At 64.1% G+C, this 26090-nt stretch carries 22 protein-coding genes and 1 riboswitch; of the genes, 10 read left to right on the forward strand and 12 right to left on the reverse strand.

Annotation, left to right across the window (positions count from 1 at the left end):
• Nucleotides 1–59: 59 nt before the first annotated feature.
• Nucleotides 60–971, reverse strand: coding sequence for a LysR substrate-binding domain-containing protein (locus tag LFL96_RS32035; RefSeq protein WP_281001901.1), 912 nt, complete (start codon nucleotides 969–971; stop codon nucleotides 60–62).
• Between the two features lie 330 nt (nucleotides 972–1301).
• Here LFL96_RS32035 and LFL96_RS32040 point away from each other — a divergent pair, with 330 nt between their 5' ends.
• A complete protein-coding gene (locus LFL96_RS32040) occupies nucleotides 1302–2051 on the forward strand; it encodes a DUF899 family protein (RefSeq protein ID WP_281001902.1) in 750 nt (249 codons plus the stop codon).
• Nucleotides 2052–2095: 44 nt separating this feature from the next.
• On the opposite strand, the gene LFL96_RS32045 is transcribed toward LFL96_RS32040, so the two are convergent.
• Nucleotides 2096–4075, reverse strand: coding sequence for an EAL domain-containing protein (locus LFL96_RS32045; RefSeq protein WP_281001903.1), 1980 nt, complete (start codon nucleotides 4073–4075; stop codon nucleotides 2096–2098).
• A gap of 220 nt (nucleotides 4076–4295) precedes the next feature.
• Nucleotides 4296–4679, reverse strand: coding sequence for a hypothetical protein (locus LFL96_RS32050; RefSeq protein ID WP_281001904.1), 384 nt, complete (start codon nucleotides 4677–4679; stop codon nucleotides 4296–4298).
• Between the two features lie 351 nt (nucleotides 4680–5030).
• Between LFL96_RS32050 and LFL96_RS32055 the strand changes: the two genes are divergently transcribed.
• Nucleotides 5031–5309 (forward strand): HU family DNA-binding protein, encoded by a 279-nt coding sequence (locus tag LFL96_RS32055; RefSeq protein WP_281001905.1) that lies wholly within the window; start codon nucleotides 5031–5033, stop codon nucleotides 5307–5309.
• A gap of 227 nt (nucleotides 5310–5536) precedes the next feature.
• Here LFL96_RS32055 and LFL96_RS32060 read toward each other — a convergent pair whose 3' ends face one another.
• The 3 genes from LFL96_RS32060 to LFL96_RS32070 all read right to left on the reverse strand — a co-directional run bounded on the left by LFL96_RS32060 (nucleotide 5537) and on the right by LFL96_RS32070 (nucleotide 8609).
• Nucleotides 5537–6655, reverse strand: a complete 1119-nt coding sequence (locus LFL96_RS32060) for a 3-deoxy-7-phosphoheptulonate synthase (protein ID WP_281001906.1) — start codon at nucleotides 6653–6655, stop codon at nucleotides 5537–5539.
• A 208-nt stretch (nucleotides 6656–6863) separates the two neighbouring features.
• The gene (locus LFL96_RS32065) at nucleotides 6864–7643 is read right to left on the reverse strand and encodes a DUF72 domain-containing protein (RefSeq protein ID WP_281003917.1); all 780 of its coding nucleotides are present in this window, start codon (nucleotides 7641–7643) and stop codon (nucleotides 6864–6866) included.
• 234 nt (nucleotides 7644–7877) lie between these two features.
• On the reverse strand, nucleotides 7878–8609 hold the full coding sequence (locus LFL96_RS32070) for a TetR/AcrR family transcriptional regulator (protein ID WP_281001907.1): 732 nt from the start codon (nucleotides 8607–8609) through the stop codon (nucleotides 7878–7880).
• Nucleotides 8610–8921: 312 nt separating this feature from the next.
• Between LFL96_RS32070 and LFL96_RS32075 the strand changes: the two genes are divergently transcribed.
• From LFL96_RS32075 to LFL96_RS32090, 4 genes are all read left to right on the forward strand, one after another.
• The gene (locus LFL96_RS32075; protein WP_281001908.1) at nucleotides 8922–10103 is read left to right on the forward strand and encodes an isovaleryl-CoA dehydrogenase; all 1182 of its coding nucleotides are present in this window, start codon (nucleotides 8922–8924) and stop codon (nucleotides 10101–10103) included.
• A 28-nt stretch (nucleotides 10104–10131) separates the two neighbouring features.
• Entirely contained in the window at nucleotides 10132–11739 is a 1608-nt protein-coding gene (locus LFL96_RS32080) for a carboxyl transferase domain-containing protein (protein WP_281001909.1), read from the forward strand.
• Nucleotides 11740–11832: 93 nt separating this feature from the next.
• Nucleotides 11833–12618 carry an enoyl-CoA hydratase/isomerase family protein gene (locus tag LFL96_RS32085; RefSeq protein ID WP_281001910.1) on the forward strand — a complete coding sequence of 262 codons (786 nt, stop codon included), beginning with the start codon at nucleotides 11833–11835 and terminating at the stop codon, nucleotides 12616–12618.
• Nucleotides 12619–12724: 106 nt separating this feature from the next.
• Nucleotides 12725–14749, forward strand: a complete 2025-nt coding sequence (locus LFL96_RS32090; RefSeq protein WP_281003918.1) for an acetyl/propionyl/methylcrotonyl-CoA carboxylase subunit alpha — start codon at nucleotides 12725–12727, stop codon at nucleotides 14747–14749.
• A 78-nt stretch (nucleotides 14750–14827) separates the two neighbouring features.
• On the opposite strand, the gene LFL96_RS32095 is transcribed toward LFL96_RS32090, so the two are convergent.
• Nucleotides 14828–15649, reverse strand: a complete 822-nt coding sequence (locus LFL96_RS32095; protein WP_281001911.1) for a PhnD/SsuA/transferrin family substrate-binding protein — start codon at nucleotides 15647–15649, stop codon at nucleotides 14828–14830.
• Nucleotides 15650–15695: 46 nt separating this feature from the next.
• Nucleotides 15696–15974 (reverse strand): DUF1488 family protein, encoded by a 279-nt coding sequence (locus LFL96_RS32100; RefSeq protein WP_281001912.1) that lies wholly within the window; start codon nucleotides 15972–15974, stop codon nucleotides 15696–15698.
• A 202-nt stretch (nucleotides 15975–16176) separates the two neighbouring features.
• On the opposite strand from LFL96_RS32100, the gene LFL96_RS32105 reads away from it, so the two are divergent.
• Complete coding sequence (locus LFL96_RS32105) at nucleotides 16177–16923, forward strand: DUF2278 family protein (protein ID WP_281001913.1); 747 nt, start codon at nucleotides 16177–16179, stop codon at nucleotides 16921–16923.
• A 107-nt stretch (nucleotides 16924–17030) separates the two neighbouring features.
• Here LFL96_RS32105 and LFL96_RS32110 read toward each other — a convergent pair whose 3' ends face one another.
• Nucleotides 17031–17864 (reverse strand): oxidoreductase, encoded by an 834-nt coding sequence (locus LFL96_RS32110; RefSeq protein WP_281001914.1) that lies wholly within the window; start codon nucleotides 17862–17864, stop codon nucleotides 17031–17033.
• Nucleotides 17865–17957: 93 nt separating this feature from the next.
• Here LFL96_RS32110 and LFL96_RS32115 point away from each other — a divergent pair, with 93 nt between their 5' ends.
• From LFL96_RS32115 to LFL96_RS32125, 3 genes are all read left to right on the forward strand, one after another.
• Complete coding sequence (locus LFL96_RS32115) at nucleotides 17958–18929, forward strand: AraC family transcriptional regulator (RefSeq protein WP_281001915.1); 972 nt, start codon at nucleotides 17958–17960, stop codon at nucleotides 18927–18929.
• A 137-nt stretch (nucleotides 18930–19066) separates the two neighbouring features.
• Nucleotides 19067–19291: a hypothetical protein gene (locus LFL96_RS32120; protein ID WP_281001916.1), complete on the forward strand. Its 225-nt coding sequence runs from the start codon at nucleotides 19067–19069 to the stop codon at nucleotides 19289–19291.
• A gap of 64 nt (nucleotides 19292–19355) precedes the next feature.
• Nucleotides 19356–19423, forward strand: a riboswitch (Fluoride riboswitch).
• Between the two features lie 76 nt (nucleotides 19424–19499).
• On the forward strand, nucleotides 19500–20819 hold the full coding sequence (locus tag LFL96_RS32125; protein WP_281001917.1) for a voltage-gated chloride channel family protein: 1320 nt from the start codon (nucleotides 19500–19502) through the stop codon (nucleotides 20817–20819).
• A gap of 57 nt (nucleotides 20820–20876) precedes the next feature.
• Here the strand turns inward: LFL96_RS32125 and LFL96_RS32130 are convergent, their stop codons facing one another.
• The 3 genes from LFL96_RS32130 to aceE form a co-directional block, all read right to left on the reverse strand.
• Nucleotides 20877–21911, reverse strand: a complete 1035-nt coding sequence (locus LFL96_RS32130) for an NADP-dependent oxidoreductase (protein ID WP_281001918.1) — start codon at nucleotides 21909–21911, stop codon at nucleotides 20877–20879.
• A 354-nt stretch (nucleotides 21912–22265) separates the two neighbouring features.
• Nucleotides 22266–23228, reverse strand: a complete 963-nt coding sequence (locus LFL96_RS32135; RefSeq protein WP_281001919.1) for an HPP family protein — start codon at nucleotides 23226–23228, stop codon at nucleotides 22266–22268.
• 40 nt (nucleotides 23229–23268) lie between these two features.
• Nucleotides 23269–25953, reverse strand: coding sequence for a pyruvate dehydrogenase (acetyl-transferring), homodimeric type (aceE, locus tag LFL96_RS32140; RefSeq protein WP_281003919.1), 2685 nt, complete (start codon nucleotides 25951–25953; stop codon nucleotides 23269–23271).
• Between the last annotated feature and the right edge of the window lie 137 nt (nucleotides 25954–26090).

Consider the following 26090-nt stretch of genomic DNA (forward strand, 5'->3'; position numbering starts at 1 on the left):
AAAGATTTCGACGACAGATGAGTGCCGCTCACCTGACTGGTTGCGCGGACATCGATCTTTCACGCCGTCGTCGTCTGCGCGTCGAACTGCTGGGCCTCCTCGACGAGCCAGCGCCGGAAGTCGAACAGCTCCGGTCGGCGCTCGGTATTGTCCGCGCTGACGAGCCAGTAAGCGGTGGTCGAGGCCACCGTCTGGTCACGCGCCTCGACCAGCGCGCCGCTCGCGAGATCGGAATCCACCAGCGGCCGGCGGCCGAGCGCGACGCCGAGCCCCATGCCGGCCGCTTCGAAGGCAAGCTGGATCGTGTCGACGCGCAGACCGTCGTCGGTCCCGATTCCCTCGACGCCGGTCGCATCGAGCCACGCCTGCCAGTCCTCGCTCGCGGCATTCACGTGTATCAGCGTCGCGCGCGCGAGATCGCACCGGTCGTTCGCGTCGCGCAGACTGTCGCGATAGGCGGGACTGCATACCGGCACCAGGCGTTCGCCGAACAGGCGCGTCCAGGCCGCGCCGGCCACCGGCGAGCGGCTCATCCGGATGGCGAAATCGAACCCGTCGACCGGAAAGCCCACCTGGCGATGCGAGGTATCCACGCTCACGTTCACGTTCGGCCACTGCGCGCGGAACCCGGCGAGGCGCGGCAGCAGCCAGCGCGACGCGAAGGTCGGCGCGCAGCTCAGCGCGATCGGCCGGTTGGCGCGATGGTTCGGCAGACGCTGCGTGCCGATCGCGATCAGCGAAAACGCCTCGGATACATAGGAGAGGTAGTCCGCGCCCGTCGCGGTCAGCGAAATGCCGCGCGGCTCGCGCACGAACAGTTGCACGCCGAGCGCTTCTTCCAGGCCGACGATGCTATGGCTGACCGCGCTCGGCGTGACGTGCAATTCGGCGGCGGCGAGTTTGAAGCTCTGGTGCCGGCCGGCAGCTTCGAACAGGCGAAGCGCCGGTAGCGGCGGTAGACGAAGCGGCATGGTGCATCCTCGGGAACGGCGCGGTGCGCGGGCGGTTTCAGGGCTGAAGGATACCTTGCGCGCGGTTGGCTCGATACGTGCGTGGCATTCACGCGAAAGCGGCTTGCCGACAGTGATGACAAAAAATAATCCGGCCGTGCTGTCGATTCGCGCGCGCGATATTCGTCGTCCTCGTATAGGGCGTGCATTCGCGCATGCGGCTGCTTTTCGGCCTGGTTTCGGGCCTCGTTTCGGGCCTCGTTTCGGGCCGCATTTCCGGCCGCATTCCCGGCCGCATTCCCGGCCCTATCGCAACGCTGCCCCGACCCTTTACCCGCAAGGAGATGGCTGATGACCGACCCGAACAACACCAACGGCGCCAACGCATCCACACCAACGCTGAAACCGGCCCGCGAACTCGCCGTGTCGCCGCCGCGCTTTCCGAACGAAAGCGCCGCGTATCGTAGCGCGCGCAACGATCTGCTGGCGGAGGAAATCGAACTGCGCCGTCATATCGAACGGGTTGCCGCGCAGCGCCGCGCGTTGCCGCCGGGCGGCGTCGTACCCGAGGACTATCGTTTCGTCGGCGAGGCCGGACCGGTCACGCTGTCCGGCATGTTCGGCGCGTACGATACGCTCGTCACCTACAACTGGATGTTCGGTCCGCGCCGCGAACGGCCGTGTCCGATGTGCACGTCGCTGCTGAGCGCCTACGACGGCGAAATGCCCGACATCCTGCAACGCGTGGCGTTCGCGGTGATCGGCCGCGCGCCGATCGAGAGGCTGGTCGCGTTCAAGGAGGAGCGGGGCTGGCGGTATCTGCGGCTGTATTCGTCGGGTTGCAACACCTTCAACCGCGATTACGCGGCCGAAGATCCCGACGGGTACGACAATCCCGCGCTGAACGTTTTCACGCGCGCCGCCGATGGCACCGTGCGGCATTTCTGGGGCGCGGAGATGGGACCGTCGACCGCCGATCCGGGTCAGGACCCGCGCGGCGCGCCCGACCTGATGCCGCTCTGGACGATTCTCGATACGACGCCTGGCGGGCGGGGCACGGACTGGTATCCGCAGTTGGAGTATGCGGCCGCGGTGGGTTAGACCCTGGGCGTCAAACCCACCACGCCGTCAAACCCACCACGCCGTCAAACCGCCTGCCCCGTGACCACGTAATTCTGCCCGAGCGCCGTCTGTAGATACCCAGCGACGGCGCTCGCCCGCATCGGCCGGCTGAACAGGTAGCCCTGCACCGCGCGCGCGCCGAGCGCGGTCACCGCCGCCGCCTGCGACGACGTCTCCAGCCCTTCGACCACGCATTCCAAGCCCAGATTGCGGCACAGGTCGAGCACCGACTTGACGATCTTCTTCGACGCGCTGTTGGTGTCCACATCCGTCATGAAACTGCGGTCGATCTTGATCGTATCGAACGGCAGCCGGTGCACGTAGCTCAGACTCGAATAGCCGGTGCCGAAGTCGTCGAGCGATACGCGGCAGCCGGCTTTCTTGATCATCGTCAGCGAACAGCGCGCCTGTTCGAAGTCGCGCGTCACAGCGGTCTCCGTGATCTCGAACGACACGCGATGCGGCGGCACGCCGCTCGCCTGCACGATATCGATCAAGCGACGCGCGCGCGCCGACGTACAGATGTCGATCGCGGACAGGTTGAACGACAGGAACAGTTCCTCGGGCCAGCGCGCGACCTCGTCGAGCGCCTTGTGCAGCAGCACCTCGGTCACGCGCAGAATCAGCTCGGTGCGCTCGGCGATGCGGATGAATTCCTCCGGCTTGACCGCGCCGAGCCGCGCGTTGTGCCAGCGCCCGAGCGCTTCGAGGCCGATCGCGCGTTGCGTGATCACGTCGTAGATCGGTTGAAACTCCAGGAACAGTTCGGCTTCGAGATCGGCGTGACGCAACTCCTGCGTGACGAGACTCGAACGGCGAATCCGCGTCTCGTGTTCGGTCGAGAAAATCACCGGCGTGCCGCGCCGGCTTTCCTTGCCGACGTACAGCGCGGCATCGGCGCGCTCGAAGACCTGCGCGACCGTGGTGCCGGCTTCGGGAAACGCGGCCCAGCCGATCGTGCCCGACAGTTCGGCGACATTGCCCGCCACCCGATACGGCTCGCTCAGCGCCGCGCAGATGCGCTCGCCGAGTTCGACCAGGGTTTGATTCGACAGCTTGTGTTGCGCGAGCACGCCGAATTCGTCGCCGCCGAGCCGCGCGAAGAAGATGCCGGGTTCGGCGAGCTTCAGCAGACGCAGTCCCACTTCCTGCAAGACGAGGTCGCCGCTCGCGTGACCGTAGATATCGTTGACCTGCTTGAAGCCGTCCAGATCGATCAGCCCCACGTTGAAGCCGCCGGCGCCGCTGCTGAGCGCCTGTTCGGACAGCGCGCGCAGCGACGCGAAAAAGCTGCGCCGGTTGGGCAGATCGGTCAGGCTGTCGATGCTCGCGAGCCGGAAGTTGTCGTCGCTCAAACGCTGCGTATTCTGCTGGCTGGCCAGCAATTCGCTTTGCGCGTGCACCACGCTGGTAAAACTGCGGTAATAACGTTCGATGATGAAGGCGAGCGCGACGCCGACCAGCGTCATATCGATCGCCATCGCGATGAACACGGGCGAGCCCGTGGCCACCAGAAAAGTCGCAAAGCTTAGGATCACGATGGACAGCACCAGCAGCGCGGCCGCGCGCAGATGCATCAGGCAGAACACGCAGCCGACCACCGAGGTCGCCATGTAGAACGCGACCTGCGCCTGCTCGTAAGCGCCGCCGTACGGAAACAGCAGCAGCGACCAGGCGCTGAACGCAATGCTGAAGAATGCGGCGAGCCAGATCAGCTTGCGCAGTTCGGGTACGGCCTTCTCGTGCGTCAGCACGTGGTTACGCGCTCGCCACCAGCGGATGCACCGGACCACGCACAGCGCGCTCAGCGCGGACGGCGCATAGACGGCGAGCCAGGCCGGCGCGCTGTTCACGTGCGTGACCGCGACGGCCAGCGTGTTGACCAGCACCATGAAGTACAGCAACGGGATCTGTCGGCCGAACGCCTGAAGCTGCGAGCGCACGAGCTCCGGGTCGCTTTCCGCGACCGATAGCGCTTCCCTGAATCTGGCTAGCCGAACCATTCCCGTCCTTTTAACGTTTGCGCCGCGCACGCAGCTTTGTATATCGGCAGGGGTCCGGCGACCTTGAGGGCGATTAATCGGGAAATAAATCGCGCAATAGTGCGGTCGCTGAAAATGCGGTAACTCCGACCTGCCGAATGCGCATCGGAAGTCATTTCTGCCGTCGCCCGATTAATGCATATCGATTCAATTTGGCGGGTTTTAACGGCATTAGAAGACTTTACAGGGCCGGACACGACAACACGCGTTGCGGCGCCAGCGTCGTGCCGGGTTCGTCGTTTTGTGCCGGCGTGCCTTGCGGCGGTGTGGAGACGAGGCGGATCGTATCGACGCCGGCATTGGCGAGCACATATTTCTCGGGGCTGTTTTCCGGTTGCCAATAGGCGCGAAACAGGCCGTTATCGCCGAATACGAGTAGCGTGCCGTGCACGGTTTTGCCATTGCCGACCAGATCGACCGGTTCGCCGTTACGTACCCGAAAGCCTTGCGGCGGGGTTGCGCCGGAGCCGCCGACCAGCGTCGCGCAGGCGCTGTCGGCGGCGGCCGAGGCGGTGCACGTGGCCGCGGCGAGCAGCGCGGCTGTTGCAATATGGCGAAATTTCATATTTTTATTCTCCCCAATTCTTTTGCGTCAGGCCGCGCCGGGAGCGCTTGCCGTTCTTTCAGGCAATCCACCATAACATAGTAAAAAAGCCGGCCGGCTTCTCCGTGCGCCGCGCTAAAGCACTGAAATTGCAACGGATTGTGATTCGGATTTAACGCTTGCCGGGCGCGGGAATCGCGTAAGCGCGCGATTCTTATGGCACTTTGCTGAAAAAAATCGTCAAATTGCGGCTGGGCGGGTGATACAAGGCTTACACCCAAGGTTTGCGCGAATGCGGGGCTATGCGTTAGTGTGTCGGTCCCGGCGCGACAGATGTGGCGCCGGTTCCATGATTACCATACGGGAAGTGCTATGAACAAACAGGAACTGATTGATGCAGTCGCCGCAGCGACGGGCGAAAGCAAAGCGGCCACCGGCCAAACCATCGACGCGATCGTCGAAGCGGTGACCAAGGCCGTGGTGGGTGGCGACACGGTGCAACTGGTCGGTTTCGGTTCGTTCTCGACCGGCTCGCGCGCAGCTCGCGTGGGCCGCAATCCGTCGACGGGCGCTGAGATCCAGATCGCTGCGGCCAAGACGGTGAAGTTCACCGCTGGCAAGGCGTTCAAGGAAGCCGTCAACGCGTCGTAAAGCAACGCGCTTCACGCCGGAGTTTTGCGCGCGCGCCAGGGTTCAGCAAGAGCAGGGCGCGTGGCGGGCGAGACATCGGGCGTGAGGAATCACGCGCTGCCCAACCCCGATAGTGAATCGGTGGCTGGTGCGGCGCGTGTGTTTTTTGTAGAGGATGTTTTTCGCGGCTGCCGTTTTTGTCGTTCGTGTTTTTGCAGCAGCCGCTGTGGCGGATGTGATTTTGGTCGTCAGCCCGTGCGGCGTTTGCGGGTGGCGGCGGCCAGCGTTTCCAGCACCGGTTCGGTCTGCGCCCAGCTCACGCACGCGTCCGTGATCGATACGCCGTAACGCAACGGCGTGCCGGCTTTCAGATCCTGACGGCCTTCTTCCAGATGACTTTCCAGCATCACGCCGATAATGCGGCGCTCGCGCTGCGACAGTTGCCGCGCCAGATCCTCCACTACCTCCAGTTGACGCAGATGCGATTTGCCCGAGTTCGCGTGCGAGCAATCGATCATCACCTGTTCGCGCAGACCCGCTGAGCCGAGCGCGGCGCAGGTGGCGTCCACCGACGCGCTGTCGTAATTCGGTCCCTTCTTGCCGCCGCGCAGAATCACGTGGGCGTCGTCGTTGCCGCGCGTTTCGAAGATCGCGGCCATGCCCATCTTGGTCATGCCCATGAACGCGTGGCTTGCGCGCGCGGCGACGATCGCGTCCGCGGCGATCTGCACGCCGCCGTCGGTGCCGTTCTTGAAGCCGATCGGGCAGCTCAGGCCCGAAGCCAGTTGCCGATGACTCTGACTCTCCGTCGTGCGCGCGCCGATCGCACCCCACGCGATCAGATCGGCGATGTACTGCGGGCTCAACAGATCGAGAAACTCGGTGGCGGTCGGCAGACCCAGGCCGTTGATGTCGAGCAGCAGTTGCCGCGCGAGACGCAGGCCTTCGTTGATGCGGAAGCTGCCGTCCAGACGCGGATCGTTGATATAGCCTTTCCAGCCCACCGTGGTGCGCGGCTTTTCGAAGTAGACGCGCATCACGATCAGCAGATCGTCCTTGTACGACTCGGCGGCGGTTTTCAGTTTGCGCGCGTAGTCGATCGCTTGATCGTGGTCGTGAATCGAGCACGGGCCGACGATCAGGACGAGCCGGTCATCGCGGCCATGCAGGATGTCGGCGATTTCCGCGCGGGTCTTTTCGACCAGCGTCTGCACCGCCGCCGGCACCGGCAGTTCGTCCTGCAGCAGCGCGGGCGAAATCAGCGGACGCACCGCGCCGATGCGCGTGTCGTCGATGCGCGTGGTGTCCTGGGTGGCGTCGGCCGAGCCGACTTCCTGGTCGCGCGAGGGATTGTCGATGGGGCTCAAAATATTCTCCGGGGCCGGCGAGGGCAAAGCATCGCGGGCTAGGTGGGCAAGTGGGGGCGCGGTTATTTGCTGGCCGGATTATGACACTGAGGCGTGACGGCCGCGACGACGCGGCGCGCTCACATCCGGCCATACGTGCTCATCATCGCTCTCACCGGCGCTCGCCGGCTCACCCCGCGGCTCACATCCGTGACTCACACCCCGCGGCTCACACCCGCTCGATCAACGCCATCGCCGCCGCCGGATTGCGTTCCTTGAAGCCGCTGATCACGTACAGATAGACGTCGCGCACGGCGGCTTTCGCGGGTGCCTGCGCGGACGTATCGAGATCGTCCGGCGTGCTGCCCGCGGCTAACTGGCGCGCGCGACCGGCCCATGCATCGAGTGCTTTCGCCGGGTAGCCCTTCGCGTGTTTGTCCGTGGTGCCCATGATGCGCGCGTACACGAACGGCGCGGTGAGATCGGCGAGCTGCGGATACTCGCTGTCGCCGGCCAGCACGACCGCGACTTTGTACTTGCGCGCCAACGCGATGAAGTCCGGCGACCTGAACGTCTCGTTGCGCACTTCGATCGCGTGCCGCAATTTCTGTCCTTCGATGCTCGCGGGCAGCAGCTTGAGAAAGGCCTCGAAGTCTTCCGGATCGAACTTTTTGGTCGTCGCGAATTGCCAGTTGACCGGGCCGAGTTTCTGTTTGAGCAGCAACACGCCGCTGGCGAAGAAGCGCTCGATCGTTTCACCGGCGTCCGCGAGGATCTTGCGATTGGTCGCGTAGCGCGGCGCCTTCAACGAAAAGACGAAATCGTCCGGCGTTTCCTGATACCACTTCTCGTAGCTCGACGGTTTCTGCAAACCATAGAACGTGCCGTTGATTTCGATCGAGGTGAGGTGACGGCTCGCGTATTCGAGTTCGCGGCTTTGCGTGAGGTCGTCGGGATAGAACGGCCCGCGCCACGGCGCGTAAGTCCAGCCGCCGATGCCGACGCGGATGCGACCGGTTGCCTGGGAGCGGGCCTGAGTGTCGGCCTTGGTGCGGGTGGTGCCGGCGGTGCGGGTGGTATGGGCAGCCTTGGCAGTCTTGGTGGTCTTGGCAGTCTTGGCGGGGGTGGCTTCGGGCACGTGAACGCTCCTTCGGGCTAGACCTCGGAAGCGCTAGATTAGCGGGTTTTCGCCTGCGTGCAGAACCACGAAGAAGCGGAGCGGCGGGCGACCGGCAGCCGCGCGTTAATCGGCTTGCGCTTTTCCCGTTGCCGCCTCGAAGCGCCGGTTCGCCTCGGCGACTTCCACCCGGAACCGCTGCAACGCGCTCACCGCCAGATCGGGCGGCGTCAGCGCGGCCCACAGCACGTCGATCAGCTGGTCGGCGGTTGCGTCGATATCGATATGGCGGTTCGCCAGCGTCGCGTCCCACAACACATGTTCCATGGGTCCGAACACCATCGAGCGCAGCAGACGCAGCGGCATGTCCGCGCGAATCTGGCCGCTCTCCTGGCCTTGCGCGAGCACGCGCATCAGCGGCGCGGTGTAGCGGCGCTGCAATTCGGTGAGCGCCTCGCTCAACTCGTGATGCCGCGCGCGCCCCTCGGACAGCACCAGCGCGCACAGATCGGTGCCGTTCACCAGCATCAGCCGCAAATGCGTACGCACGATGAACGCGAACTGCTGACGCACGTTGCCGTCGCGCGGCAGGCCGGTTTCGATCGCCTCGATGATCTCGTCGTACCAGTCGCCGATCACGCGCGCGCACAACTCGCGCTTGCCGCGAAAATAGCTGAACACGGTCGCTTCGGAAATGCCGAGGCGCTGCGCGATCTCCGCGGTGGTCGCGCGTTCGTAGCCTTTTTCGGAGAACACGTCGCGACCCGCCTGAAGAATCTCCTTCACGCGCTGCTGCGACTTGCGCCCGGCCGGCTGGCGGCGCGAGGCGGGCAACCCGGCACTGGTGGCAACCGTCATATGAGTCAAGTTCAGATTGATGAGAAAAACCGGACCTGAGGAGCGCCCGGATCGAAACCTGAACGGCCCGATGTCGCTGATCCTAGCACGGCAGAGCAGGGTTAGATGCATCCCGGTTCATTTCTGAGCCACACTCAAAAATACCTATTGACGCTTACGTCAATCTAGCGTGAAATGCGGCTTGAACGTTTCGCGCCTCGCGCGTGACGACAGCGGCGGTCCACGAGGCTGCCGCCGTCCGCCGAGCCGCACTCGGATTCGCCGCCGCCTGACCCAGGCCGGCCGGCGCCAACGAACTCTGGAGACACAGCAATGCGCAACCTGCCCGGTCTGCAATTCCCGCTCGGCGAAGAAATCGAAATGCTGCGCGACAGCGTCGCGGGATTCGCTGCCAAAGAAATCGCCCCGCGCGCCGCGGAAATCGATCGCACCGATCAATTCCCGATGGACCTGTGGCGCAAGTTCGGCGAACTGGGCGTGCTCGGCATGACGGTCGGCGAGGAGTACGGCGGCGCGAACATGGGCTACACCGCCCACATGGTCGCGATGGAAGAGATCTCGCGGGCGTCGGCGTCGGTGGGTCTGTCGTACGGCGCGCATTCGAATCTGTGCGTGAACCAGATTCACCGCAACGGTACCGAAGCGCAGAAGCGCAAATACCTGCCCAAACTGGTGTCCGGCGAACACGTCGGCGCGCTCGCCATGAGCGAGCCGAACGCCGGCTCGGACGTGGTCAGCATGAAGCTGCGCGCGGAAAAGAAGGGCGACCGCTACGTGCTGAACGGCACGAAGATGTGGATCACCAACGGCCCGGATTGCGACACGCTGGTGGTCTACGCGAAAACCGATCCCGAGGCGAACGCGCGCGGCATGACCGCGTTCATCGTCGAGAAGGGCATGAAGGGCTTTTCGGTCGCGCAGAAACTGGACAAGCTCGGCATGCGCGGCTCGCACACCGGCGAGCTGGTGTTCGAGAACGTCGAGGTGCCGGAAGAAAACATTCTCGGCCAGCTCAATGGCGGCGTGAAGGTGCTGATGAGCGGCCTCGACTACGAGCGCGCGGTGCTCGCGGGCGGCCCGACCGGCATCATGGTCGCGGTGATGGACGAAGTCGTGCCGTACATCCACGACCGCAAGCAGTTCGGTCAATCCATCGGCGAATTCCAGCTGATCCAGGGCAAGGTCGCCGATCTGTACACCACGCTGCAGGCGTGCCGCGCGTATCTGTACGCGGTCGGCCGTCAGCTCGACACGCTTGGCTCGGAGCACGTGCGCCAGGTGCGCAAGGACTGCGCCGGCGTGATTCTCTACACCGCCGAAAAAGCCACGTGGATGGCCGGCGAGGCAATCCAGATTCTCGGCGGCAACGGCTATATCAACGAGTATCCGGTCGGCCGTCTGTGGCGCGATGCGAAGCTCTACGAGATCGGCGCGGGCACCAGCGAAATCCGCCGCATGCTGATCGGCCGCGAACTGTTCGCCGAAACGGCTTGACCCCCCAGCGCTCAGGAGAAGTCACCCCATGCCGATCATCGAATCCAGGCTGAATCCGCGCTCGGACGACTTCCGCGCGAACGCGGCGGCGCTCGAGGCGCTGGTCGCCGACCTTCGCGCGAAGGTGGACCAGCTCGCGCTGGGCGGCGGCCAGGCCGCGCGCGACAAGCACACGGGCCGCGGCAAGCTGCTGCCGCGCGAGCGCATCGCGCAACTGCTCGATCCGGGCACGCCGTTCCTCGAGTTCTCGCAACTCGCCGCGTACGACATGTACAACAACGACGCGCCAGGCGCGGGCGTGATCACCGGCATCGGCCGCATCGCCGGGCAGGAGTGCGTGATCGTCTGCAACGACGCCACGGTCAAGGGCGGCACCTACTATCCGGTCACGGTGAAGAAGCACGTGCGGGCGCAGGAAATCGCCGCGGAAAACCGCCTGCCGTGCGTGTACCTCGTCGACTCCGGCGGCGCGAATCTGCCGAATCAGGACGACGTGTTTCCCGACCGCGATCACTTCGGCCGCATCTTCTTCAATCAGGCGAATCTGTCGGCCGCGGGCATTCCGCAGATCGCCGTGGTGATGGGCTCGTGCACGGCCGGCGGCGCATATGTGCCGGCCATGAGCGACGAGTCGATCATCGTCAAGAATCAGGGGACGATTTTTCTCGGCGGTCCGCCGCTCGTGAAGGCCGCCACCGGTGAGGTGGTGAGCGCCGAAGACCTCGGCGGCGGCGACGTGCATACGCGTCTGTCGGGCGTGGTCGATCATCTCGCGCAGAACGACGCGCACGCGCTCGGCATTGCGCGCAGCATCGTCGGCAATCTGAATCGCGCGAAGCAGGTGCCGCTTGCCTTGCAGGAACCGAAGCCGCCGCGTTACGACGTGAAGAGCCTATACGGTGTGATTCCGGTGGATACGCGCAAGCCCTTCGATATCCGCGAGGTGATCGCACGCATCGTCGACGATTCCGCGTTCGACGAATTCAAGGCGCGCTACGGCACCACGCTGGTGTGCGGCTTCGCGCACATCTGGGGACATCCGGTCGGGATCGTCGCGAACAACGGCATTCTGTTTTCCGAATCGGCGCTCAAGGGCGCGCATTTCATCGAGCTGTGCTGCCAGCGCAAGATCCCGCTGGTGTTCCTGCAGAACATCACCGGCTTCATGGTGGGCCGCAAGTACGAGAACGAAGGCATCGCGCGTAACGGCGCGAAGATGGTGACGGCGGTGGCCACGGCGAAGGTGCCGAAGTTCACGGTGATCATCGGCGGTTCGTTCGGTGCGGGCAATTACGGCATGTGTGGCCGCGCGTATTCGCCGCGTTTCCTGTGGATGTGGCCGAACGCGCGCATTTCGGTGATGGGCGGCGAGCAGGCGGCGTCGGTGCTGGCCACGGTCAAGCGTGACGGCATCGAGGGCAAGGGCGGTGCGTGGAGCGCCGAAGAGGAAGAGGCGTTCAAGCAGCCGATCCGCGAGCAGTACGAGCATCAAGGGCATCCGTACTACGCGAGCGCGCGGCTGTGGGACGACGGCGTGATCGATCCGGCGCAAACGCGCGATGTGCTCGGCCTCGGATTGTCGGCGAGCATGAATGCGCCGATCGAGGAGACGCGCTTCGGCGTGTTCAGAATGTGATGCGCAGAATGTGATGCGCTTTGTCGCGCGCATTGCGCCTTCATGCGCGTCGACGAGTGCACAGTCATGCAACCACGCGCGGGAGCCGTCAGCATGCAATACGAAACACTGATTGTTGAAATCGCCGGCCGGATCGCCACGGTCACGCTGAATCGTCCAGACGTGCGCAACGCGTTCAACGAAACGATGATCGCCGAGTTGACCGCGGCGTTCGCGTCGCTGAACACGCGCGACGACGTGCGCGCCGTCGTGCTCGCCGCGAACGGCAAGGCGTTCTGCGCGGGCGCGGATCTGAACTGGATGAAGAAGATGGCCGCGTACTCGGACGACGAGAATCGCGCCGACGCCATGCGGCTGGCCGGCATGCTGTCAGCCATATACCGCTGCACGAAACCGGTGATCGCCCGTGTGAACGGCGACGCATACGCCGGCGGCATGGGGCTGATTGCCGCGTGCGACATCGTGGTGGCCGTGGAGAGCGCGCGCTTCTGTCTGTCGGAAGCGCGCCTCGGCCTGATTCCCGCCACCATCGCGCCGTATGTGATCCGCGCGCTGGGCGAGCAGGCGTCGCGCCGCTACTTCACCACGGCCGAGCAGTTCGATTGCGCGACCGCGTTGCGTCTCGGCCTCGTCAGCGAAGCGGTCGGCGCCGAACAACTGGACGGCGCCGTGCGGCAGATCGCGGACGCGTTATGCGCGAACGGACCGCAGGCGGTGCGCGCATGCAAACAACTCGTGCAGGACGTCGCGGGCCGCGAGCTGGACGATGCGCTGATCGAGGACACGGCGGCGCGCATTGCGCGTACGCGGGCCGGCGCGGAGGGCCGCGAAGGCGTCGCATCGTTCCTTGAAAAACGCACACCGTCATGGCGCGAATGACGCGATCCGGTCAACCGACGCGACGGACGCGACCGACGCGATCCACGCGATCCACGCGCGCGAAAACCAGCCGCAACCGCAGCAGCACATTTCATCGAGACACTTCATGTTCAACAAGATCCTGATTGCCAATCGCGGCGAGATTGCCTGCCGGGTCGCTGCAACCTGCAAGCGCCTGGGCATCGCGAGCGTGGCCGTCTATTCCGATGCGGACGCCGACGCGAAACACGTCGCCGCCTGCGACGAAGCGGTGCACATCGGCGGCGCGAGCGCGGCGCAGAGCTATCTGCGCGTCGAGCGCATCATCGAAGCCGCGCGTGCCACCGGCGCGCAGGCGGTGCATCCCGGCTACGGCTTCCTGTCGGAAAACGAAGACTTCGCGCAGCAATGCGAGGCGGCCGGCATCGTCTTCATCGGACCGCCGGTCGAAGCCATCGCCGCGATGGGTTCGAAGGCCGCCGCGAAGGCGCTGATGCACGCAGCCGCCGTGCCGCTCGTGCCGGGTTATCACGGCGACGACCAGGACCCGCAGCTCCTGCATCGCGAAGCGGATGCGATCGGCTATCCGGTGCTGCTCAAGGCGAGCGCGGGCGGCGGCGGCAAGGGCATGCGCGTGGTCGAGCGCAGCGAGGATTTCGCGGCGGCGCTGGCCTCATGCAAGCGCGAGGCGGCAAGCAGCTTCGGCAACGACCGCGTGCTGATCGAAAAATATCTGACGCGGCCGCGCCACGTGGAAGTGCAGGTCTTCGCGGACCGTCACGGCGGCGCGGTGTATCTGTTCGATCGCGACTGCTCGGTGCAGCGGCGCCATCAGAAAGTGCTGGAGGAAGCGCCGGCGCCCGGCTTGTCCGCGGAAATCAAGCGCGAAATGGGCGAGGCCGCGGTGGCCGCGGCGCGCGCGGTGAATTACGTCGGCGCGGGCACGGTCGAGTTCATCATGACGCCGACCGGCGAGTTCTACTTCATGGAGATGAACACGCGCCTGCAGGTCGAGCATCCCGTGACCGAGATGGTGACGGGGCAGGACCTGGTGGAATGGCAACTGCGCGTCGCCGCGAACGAGCCGTTGCCGCTGAACCAGCAGCAACTGAAGCTGGACGGCCACGCGATCGAAGCGCGGATCTACGCTGAACATCCGGCGCGCGGTTTTCTGCCGTCCACCGGCACGCTCAAGCATCTGCGCATGCCGGCGGGGGTGGAGTTCACGCTCGGCACGGACGAGGCGGGCCGCAAGGCGCCGGTGCGGATCGACAGCGGCGTGCGCGAGGGCGACACCATCACGCCGTTCTACGATCCGATGATCGCGAAGCTGATCGTGCATGGCGCGACGCGCGAGGAAGCGCTGGCGCGGTTGAATCGCGCGCTGCATGCCTGCGAGGTGGTCGGGCCGCATACCAACGTCGAGTTTCTGCAACGTATCGTCACCAGCGAGCCGTTCGCTACCGGCGATCTGGATACCGGCTTGATCGAACGTCATCACGACGCGTTGTTCGCACCGGTGAAAAAGCCCTTCAAGGAAGCGCTCGCGCTGGCCTGCGCCGCGCTGCTGACGCGTGAAGGCGGCACCGCGCACGGCGCGTCGCCGTGGGATGCGCTGTCGCACTGGCGGCTGAACGGCGGCTATACGCAGACCCTCGGCTGGCGCAATCTCGACGACGAAAGCGCGTTCACCGTGACCTTCGCACGCGACGGCGACACGCAAACGCTCGAACACGACGGCGTGCGCGACACGTTCGACTGGTCCCACGGGACCGAGGCGCACGAGTACCGTGCGACCATCGGCGATGCGCGCGCGACGGGCCGCGTGTTTATCGACGGCGACACGTTCCATGTGTTCTGTCTCGGCGAAGCGCTGGCGTTCGAGTGGCAGAACCTGCTCGCCCATGCCGCCGATGCGGAAGGCGGCGAAGGGCGTCTGACCGCGCCGATGCCGGGCAAGGTGATCGCGGTGCTGGTGGAGCCCGGCGCGGTGGTGGAGAAAGGCACGCCGCTGATCGTGATGGAAGCGATGAAGATGGAGCACACGATCGGCGCGCCGGCGGCGGGCACGGTATCGGAAGTGCTGTATGCGGTCGGCGATCAGGTCGCGGACGGTGCGCAGCTTCTGGTGCTGGACGTGCGGTCGGCGTGATGCGGGCGCGTGTCGCTCAGGTGTGACGGAGGTTTTGAACGTCGGGAGCCTCACCGGCGTCACGCCGCGACGCGGCACTCAGGCGAGGCGTGGATAGCCTGCGGCGCGCGCCTCGTTTTCCAGTTGTTCGATGCGGGCGTAGTCCGCCAGCGTCAACGCGGAAAAGCCCCGCAAACGCAGGCGCTTTGCGCGCTCGGGATGGCCGGCGAGCGTATCGCCCAGCGTCTGGTTCAGCGCGTCCCGCAGCGCCTGCACGGTGGTTTCGGGCACCTGCTTCGACGCGACGATCGGCAAGCCCGGGGACGCGGCTGTCGTCCCGATCGGCCGTACCTGCCGCGCCAGCTCCGGCATTTCATCGCAGACGAAAGCGAACGTCACGCAGTCGATCGCGGCAATGTCCGCGCGGTCTTCCGCCACCGCGCGCAGCGACCCAAGATGCGATCCCGTGCGCAGAACCTCGCTGAAGAACCTGCCGTCGCGTGCCAGCGGCGCGACCGCGTGGCGCAGCACGTTCATACCGCTGTTGGAATCGTCCTGGTTGTAGGCGGCGCGTGCGCCACGGCAAGCGGCCAGCGTGTCGAATGGAGCGCCGGCGCGCGTGATCAGCACGCTCGAATAATCCGCGCCCTCACAACCCGGCGCGTCGAAATGCGGCGTGGCGATCAGTTGAACATGCTCGCGCAGCCCGTGCATCAGCGGGTAGCCGCAGGTCTGCGAGATCAGCAGGTCGGGGCGCCGCCAGAAGTCGTGTAGCGCGTCGTCCGGCTCGACGATGCGGCAATCCGGCGCGGCGCGTGCGATGCGTCCGGCCACATCCAGCACGTGAGCCAGCCACTCGCGCCATTCGATGGCGAGAGCGGGGGTGACGTTATACATCGGTAGCGCGGCGATCCAGGTCATGCCCGCGATTCTGGCACAGGTGTCGACGCCCGTGACTAATCCGTGACTAATGTCTGACCATACGGAATTCATCGAGGCCGAGCCTGACTGCCTCGGTCGGAACGAAGCGCCATTCCTGCGCGGCGACGCTGAGAATGTCCTGTTGCGCATCCTCGAAGGCAGCCAGCAAATCCTGCTTGCGGGTACTCGCCGCACCGCAGAAAGTGACGAGCGCCTCCGCGCTGACTTCGAACACCTGCGCGCGATCGTCGCAGCAAACGCGGAAGGCGACGGTCGCGCTTTCCGTAACGCAGGGACGGAACCCTTCATCGACATAGACCGACATGGCGACCTCCAAACACATCACGCCTGAGGCGTCAGGATGACAAATCGTAATCCGGCGGTATGTGGGCGAACCGGCATTGCACGCGAGACGGTGCGGCCGTTTTATGCATAGAGGCTAATTTGAGTCGCGCGTTCCGTGCGTGTACGCAATTGTCTCTAAAGCGTGCTAGAACTGGACGCCCCGATCTATGGAGCGTACCTCGATGAATGAATACTGCATGTTCAAGGGCGAACTGATCAACGCCGCGCCGTATCTGCCGACCTACCACGGCAGTCCGCACTACGTGATCAACGTGGCCGACACGAGAAAGGCTGACGGTTCGGTGTTCAAGATCGTGGTGAATTCGGCGTCGACGCAGATCGGCGAGGACAACAACTACAACGTGTACTCGTACGCGGATCTCAACTTCTCGGACCCGGTCGCGGGCAAGCTTGGCGCGCTGAACCCGGGGCTTTACACGACGGGCTTCCCGCGCCTCGACTACTGGCAGGATCAGAGCCTGCTCGACCTGCATCGCATGCGGCCGATTCCGTACGAGGGCGAGGACGGCAGTCGCGCGGACGTGAACGACATCATCAACCAGATCCTGACGATCGACACCAGCCAGCCGGCCACATCCATTCCTTATGACGACGGCAGTGGAAAGCCGCCGCAGCCGCGCGACTTTTACCCGCCGCGCGAGAAGGGCGTGATCGTCTACGGTTTCGGGTTTCTGTTTCAGCCGCAGGAAGATGGGCTGCATGAAACGCACATGAATCAGGGCAATCCGCGCGGACCGCACTGGAAGGAAAACAGTGCGTTTCAGGACGGCGCGGTGATCGTGCAGCAGGGCAATAATTTCGCGGCGATTTTTACCGCCTTCCAGACGCAATATCTGCCGACGGATTCGAACGGCTGCCCGATGAAAGGCGCGCGGCCGCTGCCGGAGTTTGTGCTGGGGTCGAGTTGAGTTGCGTTGAGTTGCATTGATCGACAGGCACGTGTTGCACGCATTGCCCGGATTGCCCGCATCGCCGGCAATCCGGGCCCGGCGGTGACAGGTCGTCGAACGATCGCCTAGCCGTCCGTCGACACCGTCACCGCTTCCCACTCGCGCATCTCGCGCTCCAGCGCCGCGAGCTTGCCGGTCACGAGCCCGAGCGCATCGCTGCCCAGCAATAGATGCGCGGGCGGCCGTGGCGCGGCGATCGCGGCGAGCATCGCCCGCGCGGCTTTCGCGGGATCGCCCAGCTGTTTGCCGCTCTTCTCCTCGCGCGCCTTGCGGATCGGATCGAAAAGCGCGTCGTAATCGGCGATCGAACGCGGCGTTCGCGACATCGATCGACCCGCCCAGTCCGTGCGGAACGAGCCGGGCGCCACCGCCGTCACCGCGATGCCGAACGGCGCGACCTCCTTGCCGAGCGCCTCGGAAATGCCCTCCAGCGCGAATTTGCTGCCGCAGTAATAGGTGATGCCCGGCATCGTGATGTAGCCGCCCATCGACGTGATGTTCAGGATGTGGCCGCGCCGGCGTTGCCGCATGAAGGGCAGCACGGCTTTCATCATCGCGACGGCGCCGAATACGTTGACGTCGAATTGCCGGCGCATGTCCGCGAGCGGCGATTCTTCCATCACGCCTTCGTGGCCATAGCCCGCGTTATTGACCAGCACGTCGATCGGGCCCACGTTCGCCTCGACCTCGGCGACCACGCCGTCGATGGAGTCGAAGTCGGTCACGTCCAGCACGCGGGCGAAAGCCGCGGTCGCGGACAGCGCCTCGAAATCGCGTTTCGCCTGCGCGCCGCGCACCGTGCCCACCACCGTGTGCCCGGCCGCCAATGCTTCCTGGGCGAGCGCGCGGCCGAAGCCGCTGCTCACGCCGGTAATCAACAGAATCTTGTTCGCTGCCATGATGCTTCTCCCGTGTATCGACTGGAGAGTGCATACTAGTCTGGTCGAGTAGCTCGAATAACCCTGATTCCGCTGATTTTATTGCCTAAAACTATGAACGAGTCGCAACTTGCCCGGCGCGGCGAAGCGCTGTCTTCGCGCAGCCGGAAGCGCATGATCGCGTTGCTGCGCAAGCTGGCGCCGGACGAGGGCTACAACCTCACCGCGTTGCCGAGCGTTCGCATCCTGCGGTCGAACCGGCCGCTGTCGCGCACGCCGGTGCTTTACGATCCCGGCATCGTGGTGGTGTGCCAGGGGCGCAAGCGCGGTTACTTCGGCGATCAGCTTTATCTCTACGACGATCGTCATTACCTCGCGGTCTCGGTGCCGGTTCCGTTCAGCATGGAGACCGAGGCGAGCGCCGAGCATCCGTTGCTGGCGCTGTATCTGCACCTCGATTTCACGCTGGCCGCCGAAGTGGCCGTGCTGATCGACCGTGAGGGCCGGGCGGACAGCGTGCAGGCGCCGCAAAGCATGATGTCGACGCCGATGGACGAGCCGATGCAGGCCTCCGTCCTGCGTCTGCTGGAGGCGTTGAGCAAGCCGCTCGAAGCGGCCGTGCTCGGACCAGGCCTGTTGCGCGAACTGTATTTCCGCGTGCTCACCGGACCGCAAGGCAGCGCGATACGCGAGGCGCTTGCGATGCGCGGGCAGTTCGGCAGAATCGGCAAGTCGTTGCGCGTCATTCACGCCGAGTACGCGCATCCGCTCGACGTGACGCAACTGGCCGGCGAAGCGAGCATGAGCGTGCCGACATTTCATACGCATTTCAAGGCGATTACGCAGATGTCGCCGATGCAGTACGTGAAGTCCACGCGTCTGCATCAGGCGCGCCTGTTGATGATCCGCGAGGATCTGAGCGCGGAGGCGGCGTGTCATGCGGTGGGTTATACGAGCGCGTCGCAGTTCAGCAGGGAGTTCAAGCGGCTGTTCGGCCTGACGCCGGCGGCGGAAGCGAAGCGCATGCGCGACAATTTCGCGATTCCGGCGGCGTTCGCGGATGCGGAATTCGTTTCGTCGCATTGAAGCACCGAGCTCCGGGTGCCGCGTCGCCGAGATGCCGAGATGCCGAGATGCCGAGATGCCGAGATGCCGCCCGGCGATCTTTCATACGCGGCTGCCGGTATCGCGGCATCATGAGAAAGCGCTGAACGGAGGCACCCATGAGCAAGATCACCCTGCTGCATAACGACGACGAAGTCCTCGATCCCACCGATTCGACCCTGCGCGTACGCGGCACCGTCGAGGTGGACGGCAAGCACAAAGGGTCGTGGGCCGAGCATCTGAATGGCTCGTGGACGGCGCTGATCGACGGCGAATCGTTGAGCGCGTCGTCGAAGGAAGGCTTGATTGCGCAGATCGACAACCGGTTCGGAGCGAGCGGCTGACGATCGGCCGGGCAGGCGTGCAACGCAATCCGTTGTTGCGTTGCGAAAATCATTTCGCTTAAAATCGCTGCCCGGAGATGGCATTCCTCCGAACAACCGCCGGGTCGACCGGCTGATGATGCCTACGAGTTCCTGGGTGAAGGAGGTCGTAGCGCGTCCATTCTGGCGTCCTGCCACCCAGGTTTGATATCGATCGAATCTGGAAATCATGAAGCGTCTTCAATCCGTCGAGCAATTCGCCATGCTGCCGTATCTGGCGCGCTGGCTGTTGCTGTCCTGCCTGCTCGGCACCCTCGCGGGGTCGGCATCGGCTCTCTTTCTTTTCGCGCTCGATCTCGCCACCGAGACTCGCACCGGGCATCCGTGGCTGCTGTGGTTGTTGCCGGTGGCCGGTCTGGTCACGGGATGGGTGTATCTGCGTGTCGGCAAACCCGTCGAAGGCGGCAACAATCTGCTGATCGACGAGATCCACGATCCTCAGAAGATCGTGCCCAGGCGCATGGCGCCGCTCGTGCTCGCCGCGACCGTGATCACGCATCTGTTCGGCGGCTCGGCCGGCCGCGAAGGCACGGCGGTGCAGATGGGTGGCGCGCTGGCCGATCGGGTGACGCATCTGTTCAGGCTCGACAACGAAGACCGGCGGATTCTGCTGATGGGTGGCATCGCGGCGGGCTTCTCGTCGGTGTTCGGCACGCCGCTCGCCGGCGCGGTATTTGGTCTGGAAGTGCTGGCGATCGGCCGGCTGCGTTACGACGCGCTGCTGGCGTGTCTCGCGTCGTCGGTGGTGGCGGATTGCGTGTGCCGGATGTGGGGCATCCACCACACGATCTATACGATTCCGTTCGTGCCGGCCGTGACCGCGCCCGGTCTCGGCTCGGCGGTCGTGGCCGGGATCGCGTTCGGCGTGGCCGGCATGCTGTTCGCCGATTCGACGCACGCGCTGTCCGCGATGATGAAGCGCAGGATCGCGTGGGCACCGTTGCGGCCGTTCATCGGCGGCGCGGTGGTGGCGGTGATGGCGACGCTGCTCAATGTGCCGCAATACCTCGGCCTCGGCATTCCGACGATCGAAGCCGCGTTTCGCGGCAATCTGCCGGTCTACGATTTCGCCGGCAAATTCGCGTTCACGGTCGTGACGCTGGCGTCGGGTTTCAAGGGCGGCGAGGTGACGCCGCTGTTCTACATCGGCGCGACGCTCGGCAATGCGCTCGGGCATGTGCTGGCGTTGCCGGTGCCGGTACTTGCGGGGCTGGGGTTCGTGGCGGTTTTCGCGGGCGCGGCGAATACGCCGATCGCGTCGACCATCATGGCGATGGAACTGTTCGGCACGCAGGTCGGCGTCTATGCCGCGGTGGCCTGTGTGGTGAGTTATCTGTTCTCTGGCCACACCGGTATTTATCGATCGCAGCGGGTGGGACATTCGAAGCATCTGTTCCTGCCGGAGGGTATTCGCCTTGCCGACATTCCCGCGCTGCGCCGCGCGCGGGGCAAGGAGGTTGCCGAGGCGGACACCACGGCACAGTCGTAGGTCGAATGCACGAGCGTTCGTGATGAGCTGGTTGATCGCTTTGCGTCGGCCTGCCGGTTAAAGCTCGACCAGCACCACGCCCTTGAGCTTGCCCGCACACGCTTGCTGCAATGCCAGCGGCGCGTTATCGAGTCCATTGAACGTCGTGCTCGTCAAGACGATCGCGTCTTCGTTCCGCCATTCGTTCAATCGACGCATCCATTCGTCGAACGCGCCGGCGTCGTCTTCACAGGCGCTGTAGCCGCGCAGGGTGATGCCTTTGATCGGTAGCTGGAACGTATCGATCTCGGCGAGTGCGACGCAGGCGGAGCGCTCCCGCTTCAACTCCGCGCCAAGCGCGCCGAGCACCACGCAACGCGCGTCGTCACGCGCCAGCGAGAGCGCGGCGCTCAACTGCTCGCCGCCGACCATGTCGACGATCACGTCGAGGCCGCGCGGCGCGGCCCTGGCCAGTTGTGCGGCGAAGGGACCGTCGTCGCGCGTCACCACGGCGTCGTAGCCGAGTTCGTGCTTCATCCAGGCGGCCTTATCGCGGCTGCCCGTGCTGCCGATCACGTGCCCCGCGCCGAGTTTGCGCGCGATCTGTCCGGCCATCGAACCAATGGCGCCCGCGCCGCTGGAGACGAACACGGTGTCGCCGCTGCGGATTTGAATGCCGCGTGTGAGTGCCGCGTAGGCGGTCCATCCGTGTCCGAGGTAAGCGGCCGCATCGACGCGTTCGTGTGGTAGCCGCGTGCAGCGATGCGCGTCGACGAGCGCATAGTCGCGCCAGCCCAGCGGATGCATGACGATCTCGCCGCGCCGCAGTCCGCAATCCGGCGCGGCGTCGATCACTTCGCCGATGGCTGCATCGGCCAGCGCGTCGCCCGGTTTGAGCGGGGGAAAAGGAATGCCCTTGATTTCCTGCGCGTCGCGGCTCGCCATCAGGCGTGTCGAAACGGAGACTCGAAAGCTGCGGTTGCGTATCAGCACCTGAGCGCCCATCAGCGGCGCTAACGGTGTTTCAACGATCGAGAAATCGGTGGATTGAAGCTCGCCTTCGGGATGGGCGGCGAGTTGGACCTGGCGCGAGTAGCGGGGCAGCGGTTGCATGAGAGGTTCCCTTGACCAATGGCAAGCGGCAAGCTGCAAGCGACCGCATGGTGCGCGCTGTCTTGCCGGTGACGGTATGGAGGAATTTTTGCGTGGAACCGCGCCGATGACTACTCGCTTTCCGGGCGATTGTGTCGGAATGCGGCGGCGCAGGATAGGGATAGCATTCTGGTCAAGAGAGTCGTGAGTAAAGCGAGCAAAAAGCTCACATTTAAGATCCGGAGAAATACTGCGCGAACGCCGTCAGCACACTTGTTGTCACGACACATTCTGTGTCGTAGGTCTTGGCCTCTAGTCATGAGAGCGTCGTTCCAGCGCTGACATCGCCAACGTGATGACGAGTCAAAAATGATCTCATTCGGCAGTGCGGTTACTCACCGATCGCGACTGCAGCGACGCGTGCGTGTCGAGCATTGACCGCGCCGCGACAACCACCGACGTTCCCGCCCCGATCGCCAGAGGATATTTCCAGTCCGTGTGATGCATGATCTGCGGAATCACGGAAATGGCGAGTGCCGGTAGCATGAATGTATCGGTGACATGGATTAACAGAATGCTTGCGGCGAGGGCGAACAGCACGGATAGCGGTCCGGTGCCGAACAGGTCGACGCCGCACCACCCGAGTGTCGCCGTTACCATGCATATCAGCGGAAGCCATGTGCAACGGTGGCTCCACGGGCAAGTTTCGATCCGCACGAGTGTTTCGTACGCGATCACGATCAACGGCGGAAAAAGAATGAGCCTCACGCCGGTGAGATCGGCCAACAGGTAGGCAAGCGCCAGGACGATCGAAAACACCCCCCATCGCACCGTCTTACTGGAGGCATGAGCTGGCGCCGGCCCACGCCTCGAAGCGATGCCCGGCGCGGCGGTTCCAGACTGCCACCATCTCCGGTATGCGATCGACAGCAGCCCAAGCAAAGCGGTATCGAATGCAATGAACGCGACATAGTGCGCACTCGTGACATTGAATACGAGCGGCAGAAATCCCGCCGGGACGGCGGGAAACACCGCGGATTTCATCGTCCTGACGACAAGGATCGAGCCCGCAATGCATAGGCATGCCGCCGGTATGCCGTACGGCAGATGGCTCGCGACAGTGAAACCCCAAAGCGCCGTCACCGTGGGCGTGGCGACGACCATCAGAGGTGCCGTGGCCCATGGTCCCGCTGGCCGCATGAAGACGCCATAGGCGAGTGCCGCAAGTTCGGGGAAGAAGGTGTAGTCGTTATGGACAAGCTTCCCCATCCCTGAAACCACGCAAAGTAGAAATAGAGTCATGCCGGCGCCGGGCAACGGACTCGTGCGAAAGTTCATGCTGTCTTTTCCTGTCGTTCCACGATCTGATCGCCAGGCGCTAGACCGTTGCGGGATCGAGCTTCCCGGTATCGATTCCGTAACGTTCGATCGCTTCGCCGATGCGCGCACGCGCAATCCTGCCGTCGTCGGCCAGCGCCTTCAAAGCCGCGAGGACGATGAAATGTCGATCGACTTCGAAGAACGTGCGCAGCGATTCCCGCGTGTCGGAGCGGCCAAACCCATCGGTACCCAACGCAATGAACCGGCGATCGGCGATGAACGGACGAATCTGATCGCCGACGATCTTCATGTAATCGGTCGCCACGACGACCGGACCAGGATGGTGCTGCAAGCATTGCTGAACATACGGAATACGCGGCTCCTGTTCCGGGTGCAGCATGTTCCAGCGCTCCGCGGCCAGACCGTCACGGCGAAGCTCGGTCAGACTCGTCGCACTCCAGATGTCGCTGGATACCGAGAAATCCTGTCTCAGCAATTCTGCCGCGGCAATCACCTCGCGCAGAATGGCGCCACTACCCATGAGCTGGACGTGCGTATGAGTTGGGTTATTCGAGGTGTTCGCCGGTGCTGCGTCGGGCAGCTTGTACAGGCCCTTGAGAATGCCGGCCTCCGCGTCCTGCGGTAGCGCCGGATGGGGATAGTTCTCGTTGAGCAACGTAATGTAGTAGTACACGTCCTGCTGTTCCGCGTACATCCGGCGCAAGCCATCCTGGATGATGACCGCGAGTTCGTACGAGTAAGTCGGATCGTACGACACGCAGTTGGGTATCACCGATGACAGCACGTGGCTGTGGCCGTCGTCGTGTTGCAGTCCTTCCCCCATCAGCGTGGTACGCCCGGAAGTCGCCCCCAGCAGAAATCCGCGGGTGCGCGCATCGCCGGCTGCCCACGCGAGATCGCCGATACGTTGCAGACCGAACATCGAATAGAAGATGTAGAACGGAATCGTCGGTAATCCGTGATTGGCGTAGGCGGTGCCGGCTGCGATCCAGGATGCGAATGCGCCGGATTCGTTGATTCCTTCCTGCAGGATCTGACCGTCCGTGGCCTCCTTGTAGTAGCTCAACTGGCCGGCATCCTGTGGCGTGTAGAGCTGCCCAACGGGCGAATGAATGCCGATCTGACGAAACATTCCCTCCATCCCGAAGGTGCGGGATTCGTCAGGCACGATAGGGACGATCAGCTTGCCGAGATTCGGATCTTTCAACAGCGTGCCGAGAATTCGCACGAAGGCCATCGTAGTGGACGCCCCTCGATCGCCGCTGTCTTTCAACTGCGTCGCGAAAGCGGCGAGCGGTGGAATCGAAAGTGGCGGGACGTCGGCAAAGCGTGCCGGCACATAGCCACCGAGCGTTGCGCGGCGCTGCGCGAAATAGCGCGCCTCGTCGCTGTCCGGAGCGGGTTTCAGATACGGCATTTCGTCGAGTTGCGCATCGCTGACCGGCAGCGCGAATCGATCGCGAAACGCACGCACGGCCTCGGCACTCATTTTCTTCAACTGATGATTGATGTTCTGGCCTTCTCCTGCCTCGCCCATGCCGAAGCCTTTGACCGTTTTCGCAAGAATGACGGTTGGCCGGCCTCCGGTCGTCATGGCCTGTGCATAGGCCACATGGACTTTTTCCGGATCATGACCGCCGCGCGCAAGCTTCCAGATGTCATCGTCGGACAGGTCGGCCACCATTTCCAGAAGCTCTGGATACTTGCCGAAAAAATGCTCGCGGATGTAAGCGCCGTTCTGCGACTTGAACGTCTGATAGTCGCCGTCCACGCATTCCATCATGCGACGACGCAGCAGGCCGGTGTGGTCTCGTCGCAGCAAAGCGTCCCAGCCGCTTCCCCAGATCACCTTGATGACATTCCAGCCGGCGGCGCGAAATGTGCCCTCGAGTTCCTGAATGACCTTGCCGTTGCCCCGCACCGGACCGTCGAGCCGTTGCAGGTTGCAGTTGACCACGAAGATAAGGTTGTCCAATCGCTCGCGGCCGCCGAGCGAAATCGCTGCCAGCGACTCCGGCTGATCCATTTCTCCGTCGCCCAGGAATGCCCACACCTTGCGGCCTTGATGTTCTTTCAGCCCACGGAATTCCAGGTAACGCATGAAGCGCGCCTGGTAAGCGGCAGTCAGTGGCCCCAGACCCATGGAGACCGTCGGAAATTGCCAGAATTCGGGCATCAGGCGCGGATGCGGATAAGAAGAGAGGCCATCGCGGCCCGCTTCGCGACGGAAGTTGTCGAGTTGAGATTCCGTCACGCGGCCTTCGAGATACGCGCGGCCATAGATACCTGGTGCGGAATGCCCCTGAATGTAGACCAGGTCCCCCGCGAAATGCTCGGTGCGTCCGCGGAAAAAGTGATCGAATCCGACGTCGTATAGCACCGCGGCGGACGCGTACGTCGCGATATGGCCGCCGACGTTGGAGTGCTTGCCGGCGCGCAAAACCATCACCATGGCATTCCAGCGGATGTAGGCGTTCAGGCGCCGCTCGAGAATCAGATCTCCGGGGTACGCGGGTTGCCGCTCGAGCCCGATGGTGTTGACGTAGGCACTCGTTACGCGGCCATGCATATCCCCATGTCGTGCGGTATCGCGATCGACGAGTTGATCGATCAGATAATGCGCGCGCGGCCGTCCTTCCACCGCCACGACCGCTTCCATCGCTTCCAGCCATTCCTGTGTTTCCTGTGGGTCGAGATCAACGGGTTCGGCGATGGAATTCATTGGCATTTCTCCGGAATAGGTTGCAGGTCGTTCCGCACGCACAGCGTGCTGCAAAAACTGTCGGTATATCGAATCGGCTCCATACGATTGCAATTGCAATCGTATGGAGGGCCATTGTAGCGACGTCATGTAGAATT

Source organism: Paraburkholderia sp. D15, from assembly GCF_029910215.1.
Taxonomy (GTDB): domain Bacteria; phylum Pseudomonadota; class Gammaproteobacteria; order Burkholderiales; family Burkholderiaceae; genus Paraburkholderia.

What these genes read in the sequence shown, in the direction of transcription:
- LFL96_RS32035 (WP_281001901.1), bottom strand. Translation starts at nt 971, where the DNA reads ATGCCGCTTCGTCTACCGCCGCTACCGGCGCTTCGCCTGTTCGAAGCT.
- LFL96_RS32040 (WP_281001902.1), top strand. Translation starts at nt 1,302, where the DNA reads ATGACCGACCCGAACAACACCAACGGCGCCAACGCATCCACACCAACG.
- LFL96_RS32045 (WP_281001903.1), bottom strand. Translation starts at nt 4,075, where the DNA reads ATGGTTCGGCTAGCCAGATTCAGGGAAGCGCTATCGGTCGCGGAAAGC.
- LFL96_RS32050 (WP_281001904.1), bottom strand. Translation starts at nt 4,679, where the DNA reads ATGAAATTTCGCCATATTGCAACAGCCGCGCTGCTCGCCGCGGCCACG.
- LFL96_RS32055 (WP_281001905.1), top strand. Translation starts at nt 5,031, where the DNA reads ATGAACAAACAGGAACTGATTGATGCAGTCGCCGCAGCGACGGGCGAA.
- LFL96_RS32070 (WP_281001907.1), bottom strand. Translation starts at nt 8,609, where the DNA reads ATGACGGTTGCCACCAGTGCCGGGTTGCCCGCCTCGCGCCGCCAGCCG.
- LFL96_RS32075 (WP_281001908.1), top strand. Translation starts at nt 8,922, where the DNA reads ATGCGCAACCTGCCCGGTCTGCAATTCCCGCTCGGCGAAGAAATCGAA.
- LFL96_RS32080 (WP_281001909.1), top strand. Translation starts at nt 10,132, where the DNA reads ATGCCGATCATCGAATCCAGGCTGAATCCGCGCTCGGACGACTTCCGC.
- LFL96_RS32085 (WP_281001910.1), top strand. Translation starts at nt 11,833, where the DNA reads ATGCAATACGAAACACTGATTGTTGAAATCGCCGGCCGGATCGCCACG.
- LFL96_RS32090 (WP_281003918.1), top strand. Translation starts at nt 12,725, where the DNA reads ATGTTCAACAAGATCCTGATTGCCAATCGCGGCGAGATTGCCTGCCGG.
- LFL96_RS32095 (WP_281001911.1), bottom strand. Translation starts at nt 15,649, where the DNA reads ATGACCTGGATCGCCGCGCTACCGATGTATAACGTCACCCCCGCTCTC.
- LFL96_RS32100 (WP_281001912.1), bottom strand. Translation starts at nt 15,974, where the DNA reads ATGTCGGTCTATGTCGATGAAGGGTTCCGTCCCTGCGTTACGGAAAGC.
- LFL96_RS32105 (WP_281001913.1), top strand. Translation starts at nt 16,177, where the DNA reads ATGAATGAATACTGCATGTTCAAGGGCGAACTGATCAACGCCGCGCCG.
- LFL96_RS32110 (WP_281001914.1), bottom strand. Translation starts at nt 17,864, where the DNA reads ATGGCAGCGAACAAGATTCTGTTGATTACCGGCGTGAGCAGCGGCTTC.
- LFL96_RS32115 (WP_281001915.1), top strand. Translation starts at nt 17,958, where the DNA reads ATGAACGAGTCGCAACTTGCCCGGCGCGGCGAAGCGCTGTCTTCGCGC.
- LFL96_RS32120 (WP_281001916.1), top strand. Translation starts at nt 19,067, where the DNA reads ATGAGCAAGATCACCCTGCTGCATAACGACGACGAAGTCCTCGATCCC.
- LFL96_RS32125 (WP_281001917.1), top strand. Translation starts at nt 19,500, where the DNA reads ATGAAGCGTCTTCAATCCGTCGAGCAATTCGCCATGCTGCCGTATCTG.
- LFL96_RS32130 (WP_281001918.1), bottom strand. Translation starts at nt 21,911, where the DNA reads ATGCAACCGCTGCCCCGCTACTCGCGCCAGGTCCAACTCGCCGCCCAT.
- LFL96_RS32135 (WP_281001919.1), bottom strand. Translation starts at nt 23,228, where the DNA reads ATGAACTTTCGCACGAGTCCGTTGCCCGGCGCCGGCATGACTCTATTT.
- aceE (WP_281003919.1), bottom strand. Translation starts at nt 25,953, where the DNA reads ATGAATTCCATCGCCGAACCCGTTGATCTCGACCCACAGGAAACACAG.